This is a genomic window from Anisomitus miae (SeqCode), from assembly GCF_054906395.1.
In genome coordinates this window covers 362982-378349 of record NZ_JBRACL010000006.1, presented here as the reverse complement: position 1 = coordinate 378349, position 15368 = coordinate 362982, and the positions used below count along the sequence as shown (strand labels likewise).

Below are 15368 nucleotides of genomic sequence, written 5' to 3'. Positions count from 1 at the left end.
GTCTTGTATAATCCAAATTAAAGATGTTAACTCAATGCCAAAGAAAGTGAAAGGTTCTTCATCTAAAGTTTCGGTTAGTAGTCAACTTCTGTTTTCAAATAGTGTGCAGCGAGATACATCAAGAGTTAAATCAAATTCAAAAATATCTCATCCTTCACAAACTGATAGTGAATTACCGTCAACATCCAGTTTGTTATCGTCATCTTCCAAAATAGAAAAGATGCAAAGCTCGGCATCAAGTGTGTTGGTGTCAGAGAGTGGAACGTCTTATTCGAGTATTAGAGTAAAACAAAATGATTTGCATCTAAATAATGGTTCTTTAAGTGAAGGATTGTCAAATTTAAACTTATCCGAAAAGAGTGGTAAGGAATCTTCTACTTCATCTTCATCTAGTGTATTAGAGCAAGAAGCTATATCAGTTTCTGTAAGAATGAGAAGATATGCTCGTCCAGAAACTATACTTCCAGGTGAAGCTATTCTCAGAAATACATTTGATAAAGGTATTGAGGTAGAAGGTGGTGGGATAAGACCACATTTGGTTATAAGTGTTGAGAGGAGCGTCAAATATGGTGCAGGTCATACAGCTGTTCTTGTTGCTGATATGTCCACGTTACAAGGTAAGGAATATAAGTTAGATTCAAGAAATAATTACTTAATAAATCCAGATACTCCAGGTTTTGGAGGAAGGTTTATTAGTTTTGTTAAATTGGATAAGGTGAGGTGGCTAGTTCTAAAAAATAGTAAGAAAGAAAGACTTTTAGGGTATATGGTCCAAGACGAAGATATAAATAAAATAAGGAAAATACTTGGAGTTGATAAGTAAGATTATATATAGTGAATGAAGAGAAGCAGGGGTCTGCTTCTTTATTTTTTATAAAAAGTAAATTTTGGTAATTATTTTTTATAAAGGCAAATATATATTTACCAAATACTTATACATGGAGGAAAAATCGGTGAAAGATATGACGAAATTAGGTGGACTGACCCAATTTCAGGTTGAGAAAAATATAAAAAAGTACGGTAAGAATACAATAAAAGAAAAGAAAAAAACTTCGGCAATCTCTATTTTGTTATCGCAGTTTAATGATATTATGATTTGGATTTTGGTATTTGCAACTATTGTTTCAGGGATTCTTGGAGATATTGCGGATGCTATTGTCGTAATTGCGATAATCATTATAAATGCGGTACTTGGATTTGTTCAAGAGTTCAGAACGGAAAAATCTTTGGAATCATTAAAGAAACTTTCTTCTCCAACAACAAAAGTTATACGAGATAGAAATTTGAAAATAATCGATGCGACCGATTTAACAGTTGGGGATTTAATAGTTCTTGAATCTGGAGATAGAATTCCTGCTGATGCAAAAATTATAAATGGAAATTTAAATATTGATGAATCTCTTTTGACAGGTGAATCGATTGGTGTTGATAAAAGTGCAAGAAACAAAGAAAATAGAATTTTTATGGGAACAACAGTTTTAAAAGGAAAGGCATATGCAGAAATTTTAACTATTGGAATGAAAACCGAAATGGGTAAAATAGCCAATATGCTTCAGAATATTGAACAAGATAAATCTCCTCTTAAAGAAAGATTAGAGGGACTAGGAAAGGTTTTAGTAGTTATATGTTTATCTATTTGTGCAATAGTTTCTGTAATAGGTATTGCTAGAGGACAATCTATAACGGATATGTTTTTGATTGGAGTTAGTCTCGCAGTCGCTGCCATTCCAGAAGGATTACCTGCGATCGTAACCGTGGCTCTAGCATTGGGTGTTTCAAAAATGCTAAAGAAAAAAGCTTTGATAAGGAAATTACCATCTGTAGAAACCTTAGGATGCACATCGGTTATATGCAGTGATAAAACGGGAACTCTTACTGAAAACAAAATGGTTGTTAAAGGGATTTTTTTTGATGGCAAGGTTTTTGAAAATAATGATAGTCAGAATAACAAAAACGAAATGCTTAAAAAGATCTTTACCATATGTAATGATTTCGATATAAACAAAGGTGGAAAATTATTTAGAGATCAAATCATAGCAGATCCTACAGAAAAGGCTTTGATTGAATATTATTTTAGTGATTCTGAGTCTTTGAAAAAATATTGTGAATCATATACAAAAATTAGTGAGATACCATTTGATTCTGATAGAAAAATGTCTACGGTAATTGTTAGAGATAATTCAAGTAGGCAAAGTATCTTATTATCAAAAGGAGCTCCTGAGAAAATAATTTCAAGGAGTAAATATTACTTACATAGAGGAAGTGTAATTTCACTTACTTCATCTAAGAAACAAGAAATTTTAAAAGAGATTGAAATGCTTTCGTTAAGGGGACTTAGATGCCTAGGTGCGGCTTATAAAGTTGATGGAATAAATAGAACTGGTGATGTGGAAAGAGATTTTATCTTTGTAGGGTTTTGTGCAATAATAGATCCACCTAGGAAGGATTCGAAGGAAGCCGTTGTTAAATGTAAAGAAGCTGGAATATCAACGATCATGATAACAGGAGATCATAAAAATACAGCTTTTGCAATAGCGAAGGATTTAAGAATATGTAATTCTGTGAGTGAAGTACTAACTGGAGATGAACTAGATAAAATGTCAGATAAGTTGCTTGGAAATGCAATTAAAAATACAAAAGTTTTTGCTAGAGTTACACCAAAGCATAAGCTGAGAATCGTACAAGCTTTTAAAAATAGTAATCATGTAGTTGCTATGACTGGAGATGGGGTGAATGATGCTCCTGCTATAAAAGAGGCTGATATAGGGATATCTATGGGAATATCTGGTACAGATGTAACAAAAGAAGCTTCTTCAATGATTTTACTCGATGACAATTTCAGCACTATAGTTTCAGCGGTTGAAGAAGGAAGAAAGATTTATTTAAACATAAGAAAATTTATAAGATATCTTCTTTCTTGTAATATAGGTGAAGTGTTGACTATGTTCCTAGCTTCTATGTTTAGTTTACCAAATCCTTTGACCCCAATCCAAATTTTATTTGTAAATTTAGCTACTGATGGTTTGCCAGCACTTGCTCTTGGAGTTGATAATTCACATGATAGCATAATGAATCAACCACCAAGACCTAGAAATGAAAGTATTTTTTCAAGAGGACTTTGGGAAAAAATCTTGTTTAGAGGAGCAATAATTGGAATAAGTACAATATTTACATTTATAATTGGGCTTTATATGGGATTTAGTTTAAACACATGCAGAACAATGACACTTGCTACACTTGTTTTATCTCAACTCATTCATGTATTTGAATGTAAATCTGAAAATAGAAGTATTTTTGAAATAAATTTATTGTCCAATAAGTATTTATTATTTTCTGTAGCGATATCTGTTATTATGATTTTGGCAATAATATATATTCCTTTTTTACAGGGAGTCTTCAAGACAACTTCTATGAGTTTAATACAGTGGGGAATTGTTATAATATTTTCAGCATGTATCACTGTTTTAAGTGGAATTTATAGCTTAATCAAAAAAATAAAATAAATTAACCTATAAAAATGGAAATTTATATTGCAAATAACTATAATTAATTTATAGATCAATTTATGGTGGTGATAGAATTATTATGGATGAAATAGATTGGAAAAATTTTAGTAAAAGAGATTTTATAAAAGAACAAGAAGATAGAGATAATATTTTTAAAAATATATACAAGTATATAGGTCATAAAGATTTTAGTAGTGATGATGTACAAAATGGGGTTCAGAAGCTTTTTGATTGGATGAACAAGTTTTATGACTGTTCATTAGGAATGTTCGAAGGATTGGCTGAAGTTTATGAATTCAACCCAAGTTTTTCGCAAATTTTAGTTAAAAATTATGGTGAAGATATGCCAAAATATTTATCGAATGCAATTATATATTTTTGTAATAACATTGAGAGGAAAGAATGATTTACGATCATTCTTCTTTTTTGGGGTTTTATATATAAGACAAAAAAAGTTTATATTTTAACATATTTCTAAGATAAAATTTAATTTGATTAAGATTTTATTATAAAAGTCGTTGAGAAAAAACTGTGTTTACTATAGAATCATAATAATATAAAAAAAGGAGTTCATTAAAATTATTGAATTTTGGAGATTATTAATGCTTAAAATAGCTATTTGTGATAATGATCATGAGTTTGTACGTAAACTTGAGGGATATATCAAAGAAATTAAAAATAGTAATAGAGATATTGAAATAAAGGTCAATGTATTTTTATCAGGAATAGATTTTATGAAGTGTTTAAATAATATGGAGAAATTTGATATAGTTTTTATGGACATTCAAATTAAACATATAAGTGGAATTGAGATTGGCAAAAAGATAAGAGAAATGTTTGATACAATAATAGTATATATATCACTTAGCGATCGATACTTTGTGGAGATATTTGATATAAAACCATTTGGATTTTTGATAAAGCCCATAAAATTTTCCGAATTCGAATACGTATTATTTGTCATATATAAGCATATTTTTGATTGCAATACTTTCTATGAATTTAAATCTGGAAAATCAACTTTAAGAGTAAAATTTAAAGACATAATTTATTTTAAAAGTTCCAAGAGAAGAATTATTGTTAGTACTGTAAATGGTGAATATGAATTTTATGGTAAGTTAAGTGAGGTTTATAAGATGTCTAGAAATTTTGATTTTATGTTTATACATAAATCGTACATAATTAACTATGAGCATATTCGTCAAATAAGATATGAGTCTGTTATAATGAGTAATGGTGTAAGATTGGATATAAGCGAAAGAAAGAGAAAAGAGATTAGACAACTTTACATGCAGATAAGCGAGAGAAATGATTTGAAGTTCAGATATGATTGATAAAAAACAAAAAAGTGTAATTAAATTTTAAAATTTAGTTACACCTTTATTTTTAAACGGATCTTTGAACTTTTCCTGAACGCAAACACCTAGTACAAACTTTTATAGTCTTCGGCGAATTATTAACCACAGCTTTAACTTTTTTAAGATTAGGAAGCCACTTTCTATTCGATCTTCTATGAGAATGGCTGTACTGGTTACCAAAAACGGGCCCCTTATCGCATATTTCACACCTTCTAGACATCTAAAATAACACCTCCATTCACGCGCTATCGCATCCTACAAATATTCTCAATGTTAACATGAAATAATAAAAAAATCAATATCTATTATTATTGAATTAATAGTATTAATCATATAAAATAAGAAAAATAGTAAAGGAGAGCTTTTTATGTTACAGATTGAAACATCAGCTGGGAAAATATGTTATAGTGAGGAGTTGATAAAAGGTATAGTCGCTATGTCTATGATGGAATGTGATGGAGTTTTAGGTGTGGTAAATAGAAATGCAAATGGTGTAAAGATTAGTCTAAATGATAAAAAATTAGATATATGCGTATTTGTAATTATAAAATATGGTGTAAAGATTTCTACAATTGCTAACAATATCATTCAAAAAATTAAAAATAATATTGAAAATTATGTAGGTGTTAGTATCAATTCTATAACGGTCAATGTAAAAGGAGTGGGGTTTGAAAAATAGAATACATATTTTTGTAGAAGGTGATTATGCTCAACGGTAGTGTTAGAAATATAAAAGGAGTAGGTAGTAAATATTCAGATATATTTTTACAAAATGGAATTAAGACTCTAAAAGACCTTATAATGTATTTTCCAAAATCTTATGATTTTATTTCAATGGATTCTAAGAAATGTGTTTTTGAAGGAACTGTTGTTCAAATTTTGAAAGATGTTGTTATTAGAAAGAATATGATTATAACAACGATAAAGATGGAAAGTTGTAATGGTGAAGTAGCAAAATTGATTTATTTCAACAAGCCTTATATGAAACACAATTTTATGCTTGGATCAAAACACAAAGTTTATGGAAGTTTTAGAAAAACCAAAAATTACATAGAGCTACTTAATGCCGAGAAATATAAGGAGTTCACAAATGATATAATTCCTAGATATAATTCGATTAAAGGTATAAGTAATACATATTTAATTAATGTAATTAAATCAGCTTTAAACATGGTGAATATTAGAGAAAATCTTCCTGAAAAGGTTATAAGAAAGCAAGGGTTAATTTCTTTAAATGATGCTGTGATTAATGTGCATTTTCCTAGAGATAGAGAGCATTTGGAAAGGGCTATAAACAGATTTAAGTATCAGGAGTTATTGAATTTCTTCCTTAAGACTAGATTCATGAAAAAAAATTTATCTAAAAAAAAGGATGGTATTAAATTTAAAATTTTCACCAATGAATTAATACAAATTAAAGAATCCATAAATTTTTCTTTAACCGATGATCAAAACAAAGCTATAAAACAGATTTTGACAGAGCAAAAATTAGGAATTCTAACGAATAGACTTCTTCAGGGCGATGTTGGATCCGGAAAAACAATTGTTGCTTTGATATCTGCATTTAATGTTATTCTAAATGGTTACAAAGTTTGTATGATGGTTCCAACAGAAATTTTGGCTACACAACACTATTATGAAGCTATAAATCTGTTTGGTAAATTTGGTGTAAATGTAAAAATATTGGTTGGAAGTACGAAAGAAAGTGAAAAGAGAATTATAAAAGAAGAACTCAAAGGAGACGATCCAGTCTTTTTAATAGGAACTCACGCAGTTTTAGAAGAAGATGTGAAGATACATAAATTAGGTTATATAATTTTTGATGAGCAACATAAATTTGGTGTAAGTCAACGTTCTAAGCTGGTTAATAAAAGTGGTAATGAAAATTGTAGTATATTGGTTATGACTGCTACGCCTATACCTAGGACTCTTTTTTTGTACATATACAGTGATATGGACATATCTACAATAAGACAACTTCCGTCAAATCGTAAAAAAGTTAAAACCATACATATGAAACAGGAACAGCATGATTCGATATATAAAATTTTGAAATCTGAAATAGACAATGGTGGGCAATGTTACATCATTTGTCCCTTAATTGAAGATAGTGAAAATCTAGATTTAATTTCAATAGATTTCTTACATAAAAAATTAATGTCTTCTATTTTGCATTCGTATAATATAGGCGTTTTACATGGGAACATGGATAACAAAACTAAAAATAGTACCATTAATAGTTTTAAATGTAGGGATATAGATATTTTGATTTCAACAACTGTTATAGAGGTTGGTATAGATATTCCAACTGCAACTGTTATGGTTATAGAAAATGCCGAGAGATTTGGGCTTTCTCAAATTCATCAATTGAGAGGGCGTATTGGAAGGGGAAATAAAGAAGGGTTATGTATATTAGTTACAAATTCGAGTAACGATTTGACCAAAAAGAGAATTTCCACTCTTGTTGAAAGCAATGACGGATTTTATTTATCCGAACAAGATCTGAAGATAAGAGGAAGTGGAGAGATATTTGGATTCAAACAGCATGGCGATAATGGGTTTGTTTTTGCAGATATAATGAATGATATGGATATTTTGGTTAATGTAAAAAAGGATATTGAGTATATGGATGGTTTAGATGATTTGGAGATTTACGAGTTTTATAATAATGTTGAAAAAAAATTAAGTGATATTGATGAGACTATCTGTTTTAATTAAGGAGATTTTTCTATGAGGATAATTACGGGAACGGCCAAAGGTAGAAAATTAATTTCGCCAAATGGGTATGATGTTACTAGACCTACTTTGAGTAGGGTGAAGCATTCCATTTTTAATATAATCCAAAATAAATTGAATGGCGATTCTATAGTTTTAGATCTATTTTCAGGAACTGGAAGCTTAGGTCTTGAGGCTTGTAGTAGGGGAGCAAAACTTACATATTTATGCGATAAGGATAGTGACACTTTTACATATTTGAGGAAGAACATAGAGAATTTAGGATTTAAAGAAATATCCATTGCGATTAAGGGCGATTTTTATGAAAATATAAAAAGACTTTCTGAAAGAGAGAAGTTTGATATTATTTTTGTAGATCCTCCATATGGAATGGGATATATATCAAAAAGTATAAATGCTATTGATCAATTTGACATTTTGAAAGAAGATGGTATCATAGTGACAAAAATTCTTACATCAGAAGAGAAGTTTGTTGAGTCTGAGCGTATAAGCTTGTTTGATCATAGAAAGTATGGTAAAACAACAGTATGTTTCTATGAATATAAGGAGAATCATAAATGAATAGAGCGATAATACCTGGTAGCTTTGATCCAATAACTTTAGGTCATCTTGATATAGTAGAGCGTTCGCTTAAGATATTTGATGAAATAACGGTATGTGTTTTGGTAAACCCTGATAAGGAGACTTTATTTTCTATAAAGGAGAGGGAGGTTCTTATAAAAAAGTCCATAAGTACTATAGATAACAGCAATAAGGTTATTGTCGATAGCCATAAAGGCCTTTTGATAGATTACATGAATCAAAAAGGAATAAATTTGATAATAAAAGGTCTTAGGGCTTTCTCAGATTTTGAATATGAGATTCAAATGGCATTTTTAAATAATAAAATGGCTCCAAATATAGAAACCTTTTTTTTAATGACTGCTGAAAGCTTATCTTATATAAGTTCATCTTCTATAAAACAAATTGTGAAATTTGGTGGAAAGATTTCTGGATTGGTGCCTTCCAACATAGAGCAAGATATAATATGTAAAATTTTGGGGTGATTATTTAAATGGATGTTTTACAATTATTGGATTACCTAAACGAGGTTGTTGAAAATGCTACTGAGATACCTATAACAGGGAAAATCATTTTACATAAAAAGGACTTACTCGAATTGATAAAGAAAATTCTTCATATCCTTCCTGACGAATTGAAAAGATCCAAATGGATAATAAGTGAGAGAGATAGAATAATTGGTGAGGCAAAAAAAATTAACGAAGACAGTTTGAAAGAAGCTAAGCTTAGATTAGAGAAGGATGTGGAAGAACATGAAATAGTATCAGAAGCAAATATTAAAGCTAAAAGCATAATTGATTTGGCTAAAGGAGAAGCCATGGCAATAAGATGTGGAGCTAATGATTATGTAAAAGAGATTTTTAAGTCATTAGTTGAAGATATGGAAAATAATAAGAATAGTTTTATTGAAGCTCTAGATAAAATTAATTCTAAGAGTATTAGTGATATTTCTGAATTGTATGGGAATATATCGGATAGGGTTAAATTAGATTTAGACAAGATAAAATAATTCTATATTTTAGTATGGGAGAGATGTGTAGTGTATAAATTAATTGCTATTGATATGGATGGAACGCTTTTGGACACTAATGGTAATCTTTCTTCTGAAAATATTAAGGCTGTAAAGAGGGCTATAGACAATGATGTTAAAGTAGTGTTCACTACTGGTCGTGGAATAAAAGCTATTTCCAAATTTATAAATGAATTTGGGCTTAATGATAAGGAAGAGTACGCTATAACTAATAACGGAGTTTCTTTGTATAGCACCAAGACTTTAAAATGTTTGAAATCACATTTGATTGAAGGAGAAGATCTGAAAAGATTGTGTGACCTCGGTCTTAGCTTTGGAGCCAAGCTCCATATTTATGATTATGATACAGAAAGTTGCATAGTTCTCGAAGAAAATGAATTCACTCAATTTGAGAGGCGTATCGGTATGCCTACGTATGTTGACCCGAACTTTTGTAGCAAAATCGATGAAAATAAAAAAGTATTTAAGGTTTTGTATCTAAGTAATGAGAATAGGATAGCTGAAATTAAGAATAAGATACCGGATTTTGTGTATGAGAAGTTTGTGGTTGTTAGAAGTCTACCTTTTGCTGTTGAAATATTTGATAAAAATTGTAATAAGGGGAATGCTGTTAGAGATTTGGCAAATATGTTTGACATTTCTAGAGATAAGGTCATTGCTATTGGAGATCAACAAAATGATCTTGAAATGATAAAATTTGCTGGGCTTGGCGTTGCAATGGGGAATGCCATAAATGAAATTAAGGATATAGCGGATTATGTAACGGACACGAATGATAATGATGGAGTTGCAAAAGTTATAAATAAATTTGTGTTTGGTTTCTAAATTTTCGTAAGTGTTGGCTAAGAGGCGTAGTTTATGTTATAATTCGTATTATTTTGATTATTTGGGGGCTATGAAAATGAAGCATATAAAAGTTTTAATAAAGAATACGATAAAGGATACAATAAAGGATACAAATTGTAAAGAGTGTGCTAACTCTTGTCAGTCTGCTTGTAAAACATCTTGTACTGTAGCTAATATTGTGTGTGAAAAGTAGTAATATTAAATTGACTTTTTAACTGTGAATATGTAAAGTTATTGTGATAGACTGATTCGTTCAGTCTATTATTTTTATGATGAGGTGAATGAAGTGGAATTAGTACATAAGTTTTCTATAGATGGTTCAAGATACGTATTGGATGTTAACACTGGATCAATAATGGAAATAGATAAGATAGTATATGATTTGATTAAAAATGACAAAATCTTAACACTTGATGCTGCAATAGAAAAATTTTCAAACAAATATTCCAATGAGGAAATTGAAGAGGGCTTATTTGAGCTAAATGAATTAATAAATGAAGGTATTTTATATACGAAGGATATGTATGAAGAAAAAGTGAAAATCAACAATCAGCAAGAGTACATGAAGGCGATGTGCTTGAATGTTGTGCATGATTGTAACTTGAAGTGTAAGTATTGTTTTGCCGATGAGGGAGAATATAGAGGTAAAAGAGAAATAATGACTTTTGATATTGCAAAACGTGCTTTGGATTTTTTAATAAGTCAAAGTGGTCCACGTTATAATATTGAAGTTGATTTGTTTGGTGGAGAACCTTTGATGGCATTTGATATGATAAAAGAACTTGTTGAGTATGCGAGAAGCATAGAAAAGGATGTTAATAAAAATATAAGATTTACTATAACTACAAATGGTATGTTGCTAAATGATGAGATGATTGAATATTTGAATAAAAACATGAGAAACATAATATTGTCAATAGATGGAAGGAAAGAAGTAAATGATAACATGCGATTGACATCTATTGGAACTGGTTCTTACGATATAATAATAGATAAAATTAAAAAATTGGTGGATAGGAGAGAAGAGGGGCGAGAATATTACGTTAGAGGAACGTACACTCATGCTAATTTGGATTTTTCAAATGACTTTATGCATTTAGTAAATGAGGGATTTAAGGAAATATCTTTGGAACCTGTTGTTGTGAAGGATAATGATGAAATTGCGATACGATTTGAGGATTTGGAAACTATTTATGGGGAGTATGACAAAATATATAAACATTTGAAAGAAATGATTGATGATGGTAAGAAAGTAAATTTTTATCATTACAATATAAATCTTAAAGGCGGACCGTGTGTATATAAAAGAGTTTCAGCATGTGGAGCAGGATTTGAGTACATAGCAGTAACCCCTAGTGGGGATATATATCCTTGTCATCAATTCGTTGGAAGAAAGGAATTTATAATAGGTAATTTGAATTATTTATCAAATGATAAAATAACCAGACCAGATCTAATAGATGAATTTAAGGAAGCGAACATATACAGAAAGGAAGATTGTAATAAATGTTGGGCAAGATTTTATTGTAGCGGGGGATGTCAAGCTAATAATCAAGAGTTTAATAACTCGATACTTAAACCATATGAAATAGGATGTTTTTTGCAGAAGAAGAGGATCGAAATGGCTATAGCACTAAAAATATATGAGAATTCTAAGGTCACAGTATAGATGAATTTTTAGGAGGTTGCGATGTGAAGAATAATGAATTTATTTCCAAAAGATATTCTATTGGTATTTCTGTAATTATAATAATTCTTGTTTTGTTCCTTTCAATTTGGGGATTTCATGGATTTGAGATATCGGGTTATAGGTTTATGAATTTTGATGAATCCATAAAGAAGGGATTGGATTTACAGGGAGGAGTTTCAGTTTTACAAGAAATAATTGATGAAAATGTAACCAATGATGTATTGCAAAGAACGAGAGAGTTGTTATCTTTAAGGGTAAATAAATTTGGATTAAGTGAACCTGTTGTTGCTATAGAGGGAAGTAATCGTATAAGAATTGATCTTGCAGGTGCTTTTGATTCTTCTGATGATATAGTTAAAACCTTAACATCGACTGGTCAATTAAGTTTTAAAGATGAAGATGGGAATGTACTCCTTACAGGTAATGATATTAAGAATGCCACAGCAATATTAACTAGTGAAGGCAAGGCTATAATACAGTTAGAGTTTACTGATGAGGGAACTGTAAAGTTTGCAGAAGCAACTCGGAACAATGTTAATAAAACAATAGAAATAAGTATGGATGATCAGGTTTTAACAAAGCCGATTGTTAATTCAGAGATAACACAAGGTGAGGCAGTAATAGAAGGAAGCAGAAGTTTTGAAGAGGCAAATAGGATTGCGAATATAATACAGTCAGGAGCATTACCAGTTACTTTAAAAACAGTTTCTGTTAGCAAGGTTGGTCCAACTCTTGGATTGGATGCGATACCAAATACGGTAAAGGCTGGCATCATAGGTTTTATAGTTATATTTTTAATAATGCTTACACGATATAGGGTTTCAGGAATTATAGCAACGTTTTCATTGTATATATACATATTATTGTTTTTGTTTGTTTTTGCATTGATAGAAGCAGTATTGACACTTCCTGGAATAGCTGGAATATTGCTCACACTTGGTATGGCTATAGATGCTAATATTTTAATTTCTGAAAGAATACGAGAGGAGTTTATGAAAGGCAGGACTGTAAAGGTTGCTATAAAAATTGGTTTTGATAAAGCTATGAGTTCTATACTTGACTCAAATATCACAACAATAATAGCAGGTTTAGTTTTATACTTTATAGGAACCGGAGGAGTGAAAGGATTTGCTACGACATTGCTTATTGGCATAGTTTTGAGCATGTTTAGTTCTATAGTTATCACAAAATTTATTGTAAAATTAGGTTATAGTATGGGGTTTAGGTCAGTTAAGAATTATTGTTCAATTAAAACTGTAGCTAGTAAGAGTGAAAAGGCAGGTGAACATAGTGAACATAACAAATAAGTATAAGATATGGTTTTCAATTTCTATAATTATAATGATAATTGGAGCAGTATTGTTTTTTTATCGTGGCTTAAACATAGGTATAGATTTTGTTGGTGGCACAACTGTGACTATTGAAATTGGAAAAGAGTTCGATAAAAGTGAGATTGATAGTGTTTTATCTAAATATTCCGATGATGCTACTTCAAAAGTTGTTAATAGCACTCAATTAGAAGTTAGAAGTAAGAATTTTGATGTGGATAAGGTAAAGGAATTCTTTGAAGAGATCAAAGATAAGTATGATCTTGAAGACTCAAATTTTCTTTCTCAAAATGAAATAGGAGAGTCAGTCGGTAAAGAACTCACTAATCGTGCCTTAGTTGCATTAATAGTTGCTACGGTTTGTATGTTAATTTACATAATTATAAGATTTGAATTTTTATTTGGAATAGCTGCCATTGTAGCTCTTATACACGATGTTTTAATAACATTGAGTGCATATTCGATTTTTATGGTTCCAATAAATTCTCCTTTTATAGCTGCTATATTAACTATTGTGGGTTATTCAATAAATGACACCATAGTAATTTTTGATAGAATGAGGGAAAATAGAAAATTATATACGGCAAAATCAAATGAGTTTATTGCCAATTTGAGTTTAAAACAGAGCTTTTCTAGATGTATAAATACTTCCGTAACTACAGTTGTGATAATATTTTTAGTTTATGTTATGGTTCCTAGTGTTAGAGAATTTTCATTTCCAATACTCGTCGGTATATTGTCTGGAACATACTCCTCCTTGTTTATTGCAATTCCAATATGGATAATGTTGATCAACAGAAAGAATAAAAGGAATAAGGCTTAATTAAAAAAAGGACAGATCGATTTTGAGAAATTGATCTGTTTTATTTTTTGTTAAAGATATTGTAAAACTTAAGATAGTAAATTATAATTAAATGTGTTTTTCTAACGATTTGGGGGATTATATTATGAGAGATTATCATAATGTTGTTTTGAAAAAGGGATGCGTTAACAATAATTATGATCCTTTTGAGATTTATGGAATTAGAGAAGTACTTTACCTTATAGATAATCTTATGAATAAGGATATGAATATTTTGATATGTGCTCCAAGTAATTTAGATGGAATATTATCTACGTCGATTTTACTTTTGGCTTTAAGGTATTTGAAATTAAAAGTTTCACATTACATATATGATGAAGAACAGGAATTTGATGAATTGGAATTCGAAAATTATGTAGAGTTAATGAGAGCAGATATAGTTTTTTCCATAGATAGGATTATGAGGATTGATTTTCCATTAATGTGCGTTAATATATCAAATAAGCCAAATAACATTTCAAATTCTTCAAAGCATATATTTATAAATCCTCATCAAAATGGTTGTATGTATTCATTTAAGGATTTAACTCTCCCAGCCCTTACGTATAAAATCTTACAAGCAATAGGAAAGTTTTATAACCTTAAGAGCATAGTAAAGTTTATAGATTTGGTTTTTATAAGTTTGTTTAATGACAATGTCAATGTGTCTGGTGAAAATTATGAACTTCTGAAAGAAGGGTCTTACTTCCTTAAAAATACAAAAAACTATGGATTACGAGAACTTATAAATATGAATTCTAAAAATCTTACAATAAATGAGCTGATTATGTTTATAAATCCAGAGTATATGAGTAAAAATAAAATGACCAATGCTAGATTGATTGTTGAACTTCTCACGGTATCGAACCCTCTGAAGGCTAATCAGATTTGTAAGTATTTGATTAAGGAAGTTAATGACAAAGTGGAGGAAAAGTTATGGACTTAAAAGACAGCATAAGAATTATAAATGATTTTCCCAAAAAGGGAATAAGCTTCAAGGATATAACTACTTTAATTCAAGATGGAAAATCTTTGAAGTATGTGGTGGATTTAATTGCACAAAATCTGAAAGATAAAAATATAGATTTGATTGTTGGTCCGGAGGCGAGAGGATTTATATTTGGAGTTCCTGTTGCTTATGCTTTGGGAATAGGTTTTGTTCCAATAAGAAAGAAAGGGAAGTTACCTGGAGAAACGATAGAGGTTAAGTATGCACTAGAATATGGAGAAGATGTTTTGGAGATGCATAAAGATGTTATATCGCCGGGGATGAGAGTTGCTATAGTTGATGATTTACTGGCGACTGGTGGGACCATGATGGCAGTGGCAGAGCTTATTACAAAAGCTGGTGGGGAAGTTGTTGAGCTTGATTTTGTAATAGAGTTGGAAGGTCTTGGCGGCAGAAAGGTTTTAGGTCGTTATGATGTAAGATCATTTGTTAAATATAATGATTGATTTACATAGAGGTTGAA

At 30.1% G+C, this 15368-nt stretch carries 17 protein-coding genes; 16 read left to right on the top strand and 1 reads right to left on the bottom strand.

Going from position 1 to position 15368, the window contains the following annotated elements:
* The first annotated feature begins 34 nt into the window (after positions 1-34).
* The 4 genes from AALI31_RS04570 to AALI31_RS04555 all read left to right on the top strand — a co-directional run bounded on the left by AALI31_RS04570 (position 35) and on the right by AALI31_RS04555 (position 4840).
* Complete coding sequence (locus AALI31_RS04570; protein ID WP_489885338.1) at positions 35-823, top strand: hypothetical protein; 789 nt, start codon at positions 35-37, stop codon at positions 821-823.
* A 139-nt stretch (positions 824-962) separates the two neighbouring features.
* Positions 963-3503, top strand: coding sequence for a calcium-translocating P-type ATPase, PMCA-type (locus AALI31_RS04565; RefSeq protein WP_489885378.1), 2541 nt, complete (start codon positions 963-965; stop codon positions 3501-3503).
* Between the two features lie 82 nt (positions 3504-3585).
* The gene (locus AALI31_RS04560; protein WP_489885337.1) at positions 3586-3912 is read left to right on the top strand and encodes a TipAS antibiotic-recognition domain-containing protein; all 327 of its coding nucleotides are present in this window, start codon (positions 3586-3588) and stop codon (positions 3910-3912) included.
* Between the two features lie 196 nt (positions 3913-4108).
* On the top strand, positions 4109-4840 hold the full coding sequence (locus tag AALI31_RS04555) for a LytR/AlgR family response regulator transcription factor (protein WP_489885336.1): 732 nt from the start codon (positions 4109-4111) through the stop codon (positions 4838-4840).
* A gap of 52 nt (positions 4841-4892) precedes the next feature.
* On the opposite strand, the gene rpmB is transcribed toward AALI31_RS04555, so the two are convergent.
* A complete protein-coding gene (gene rpmB, locus AALI31_RS04550) occupies positions 4893-5084 on the bottom strand; it encodes a 50S ribosomal protein L28 (RefSeq protein ID WP_489885335.1) in 192 nt (63 codons plus the stop codon).
* Positions 5085-5231: 147 nt separating this feature from the next.
* On the opposite strand from rpmB, the gene AALI31_RS04545 reads away from it, so the two are divergent.
* The 12 genes from AALI31_RS04545 (at position 5232) to AALI31_RS04490 (ending at position 15351) form a co-directional block, all read left to right on the top strand.
* Positions 5232-5543 carry an Asp23/Gls24 family envelope stress response protein gene (locus AALI31_RS04545; protein WP_489885334.1) on the top strand — a complete coding sequence of 104 codons (312 nt, stop codon included), beginning with the start codon at positions 5232-5234 and terminating at the stop codon, positions 5541-5543.
* Between the two features lie 26 nt (positions 5544-5569).
* Entirely contained in the window at positions 5570-7582 is a 2013-nt protein-coding gene (gene recG, locus AALI31_RS04540; RefSeq protein WP_489885333.1) for an ATP-dependent DNA helicase RecG, read from the top strand.
* A gap of 12 nt (positions 7583-7594) precedes the next feature.
* On the top strand, positions 7595-8161 hold the full coding sequence (gene rsmD / locus AALI31_RS04535) for a 16S rRNA (guanine(966)-N(2))-methyltransferase RsmD (RefSeq protein ID WP_489885332.1): 567 nt from the start codon (positions 7595-7597) through the stop codon (positions 8159-8161).
* On the top strand, positions 8158-8646 hold the full coding sequence (gene coaD, locus AALI31_RS04530; protein WP_489885331.1) for a pantetheine-phosphate adenylyltransferase: 489 nt from the start codon (positions 8158-8160) through the stop codon (positions 8644-8646). Before rsmD ends, coaD begins: the two co-directional genes overlap by 4 nt.
* Positions 8647-8672: 26 nt before the next feature.
* Positions 8673-9170 (top strand): ATPase, encoded by a 498-nt coding sequence (locus AALI31_RS04525; protein WP_489885330.1) that lies wholly within the window; start codon positions 8673-8675, stop codon positions 9168-9170.
* 30 nt (positions 9171-9200) lie between these two features.
* Positions 9201-10016, top strand: coding sequence for a Cof-type HAD-IIB family hydrolase (locus tag AALI31_RS04520; protein WP_489885329.1), 816 nt, complete (start codon positions 9201-9203; stop codon positions 10014-10016).
* Positions 10017-10092: 76 nt separating this feature from the next.
* Positions 10093-10230: a six-cysteine ranthipeptide SCIFF gene (scfA, locus tag AALI31_RS04515; protein ID WP_489885328.1), complete on the top strand. Its 138-nt coding sequence runs from the start codon at positions 10093-10095 to the stop codon at positions 10228-10230.
* Between the two features lie 93 nt (positions 10231-10323).
* A complete protein-coding gene (gene scfB / locus AALI31_RS04510; protein WP_489885327.1) occupies positions 10324-11706 on the top strand; it encodes a thioether cross-link-forming SCIFF peptide maturase in 1383 nt (460 codons plus the stop codon).
* A 23-nt stretch (positions 11707-11729) separates the two neighbouring features.
* Complete coding sequence (secD, locus tag AALI31_RS04505) at positions 11730-13034, top strand: protein translocase subunit SecD (protein ID WP_489885326.1); 1305 nt, start codon at positions 11730-11732, stop codon at positions 13032-13034.
* Positions 13015-13878 carry a protein translocase subunit SecF gene (gene secF, locus AALI31_RS04500; RefSeq protein ID WP_489885377.1) on the top strand — a complete coding sequence of 288 codons (864 nt, stop codon included), beginning with the start codon at positions 13015-13017 and terminating at the stop codon, positions 13876-13878. Before secD ends, secF begins: the two co-directional genes overlap by 20 nt.
* Positions 13879-14002: 124 nt before the next feature.
* On the top strand, positions 14003-14842 hold the full coding sequence (locus tag AALI31_RS04495; protein WP_489885325.1) for a phosphoesterase: 840 nt from the start codon (positions 14003-14005) through the stop codon (positions 14840-14842).
* Positions 14833-15351: an adenine phosphoribosyltransferase gene (locus AALI31_RS04490; protein WP_489885324.1), complete on the top strand. Its 519-nt coding sequence runs from the start codon at positions 14833-14835 to the stop codon at positions 15349-15351. The genes AALI31_RS04495 and AALI31_RS04490 overlap by 10 nt, the downstream gene beginning before the upstream one ends.
* Positions 15352-15368 lie beyond the last annotated feature (17 nt).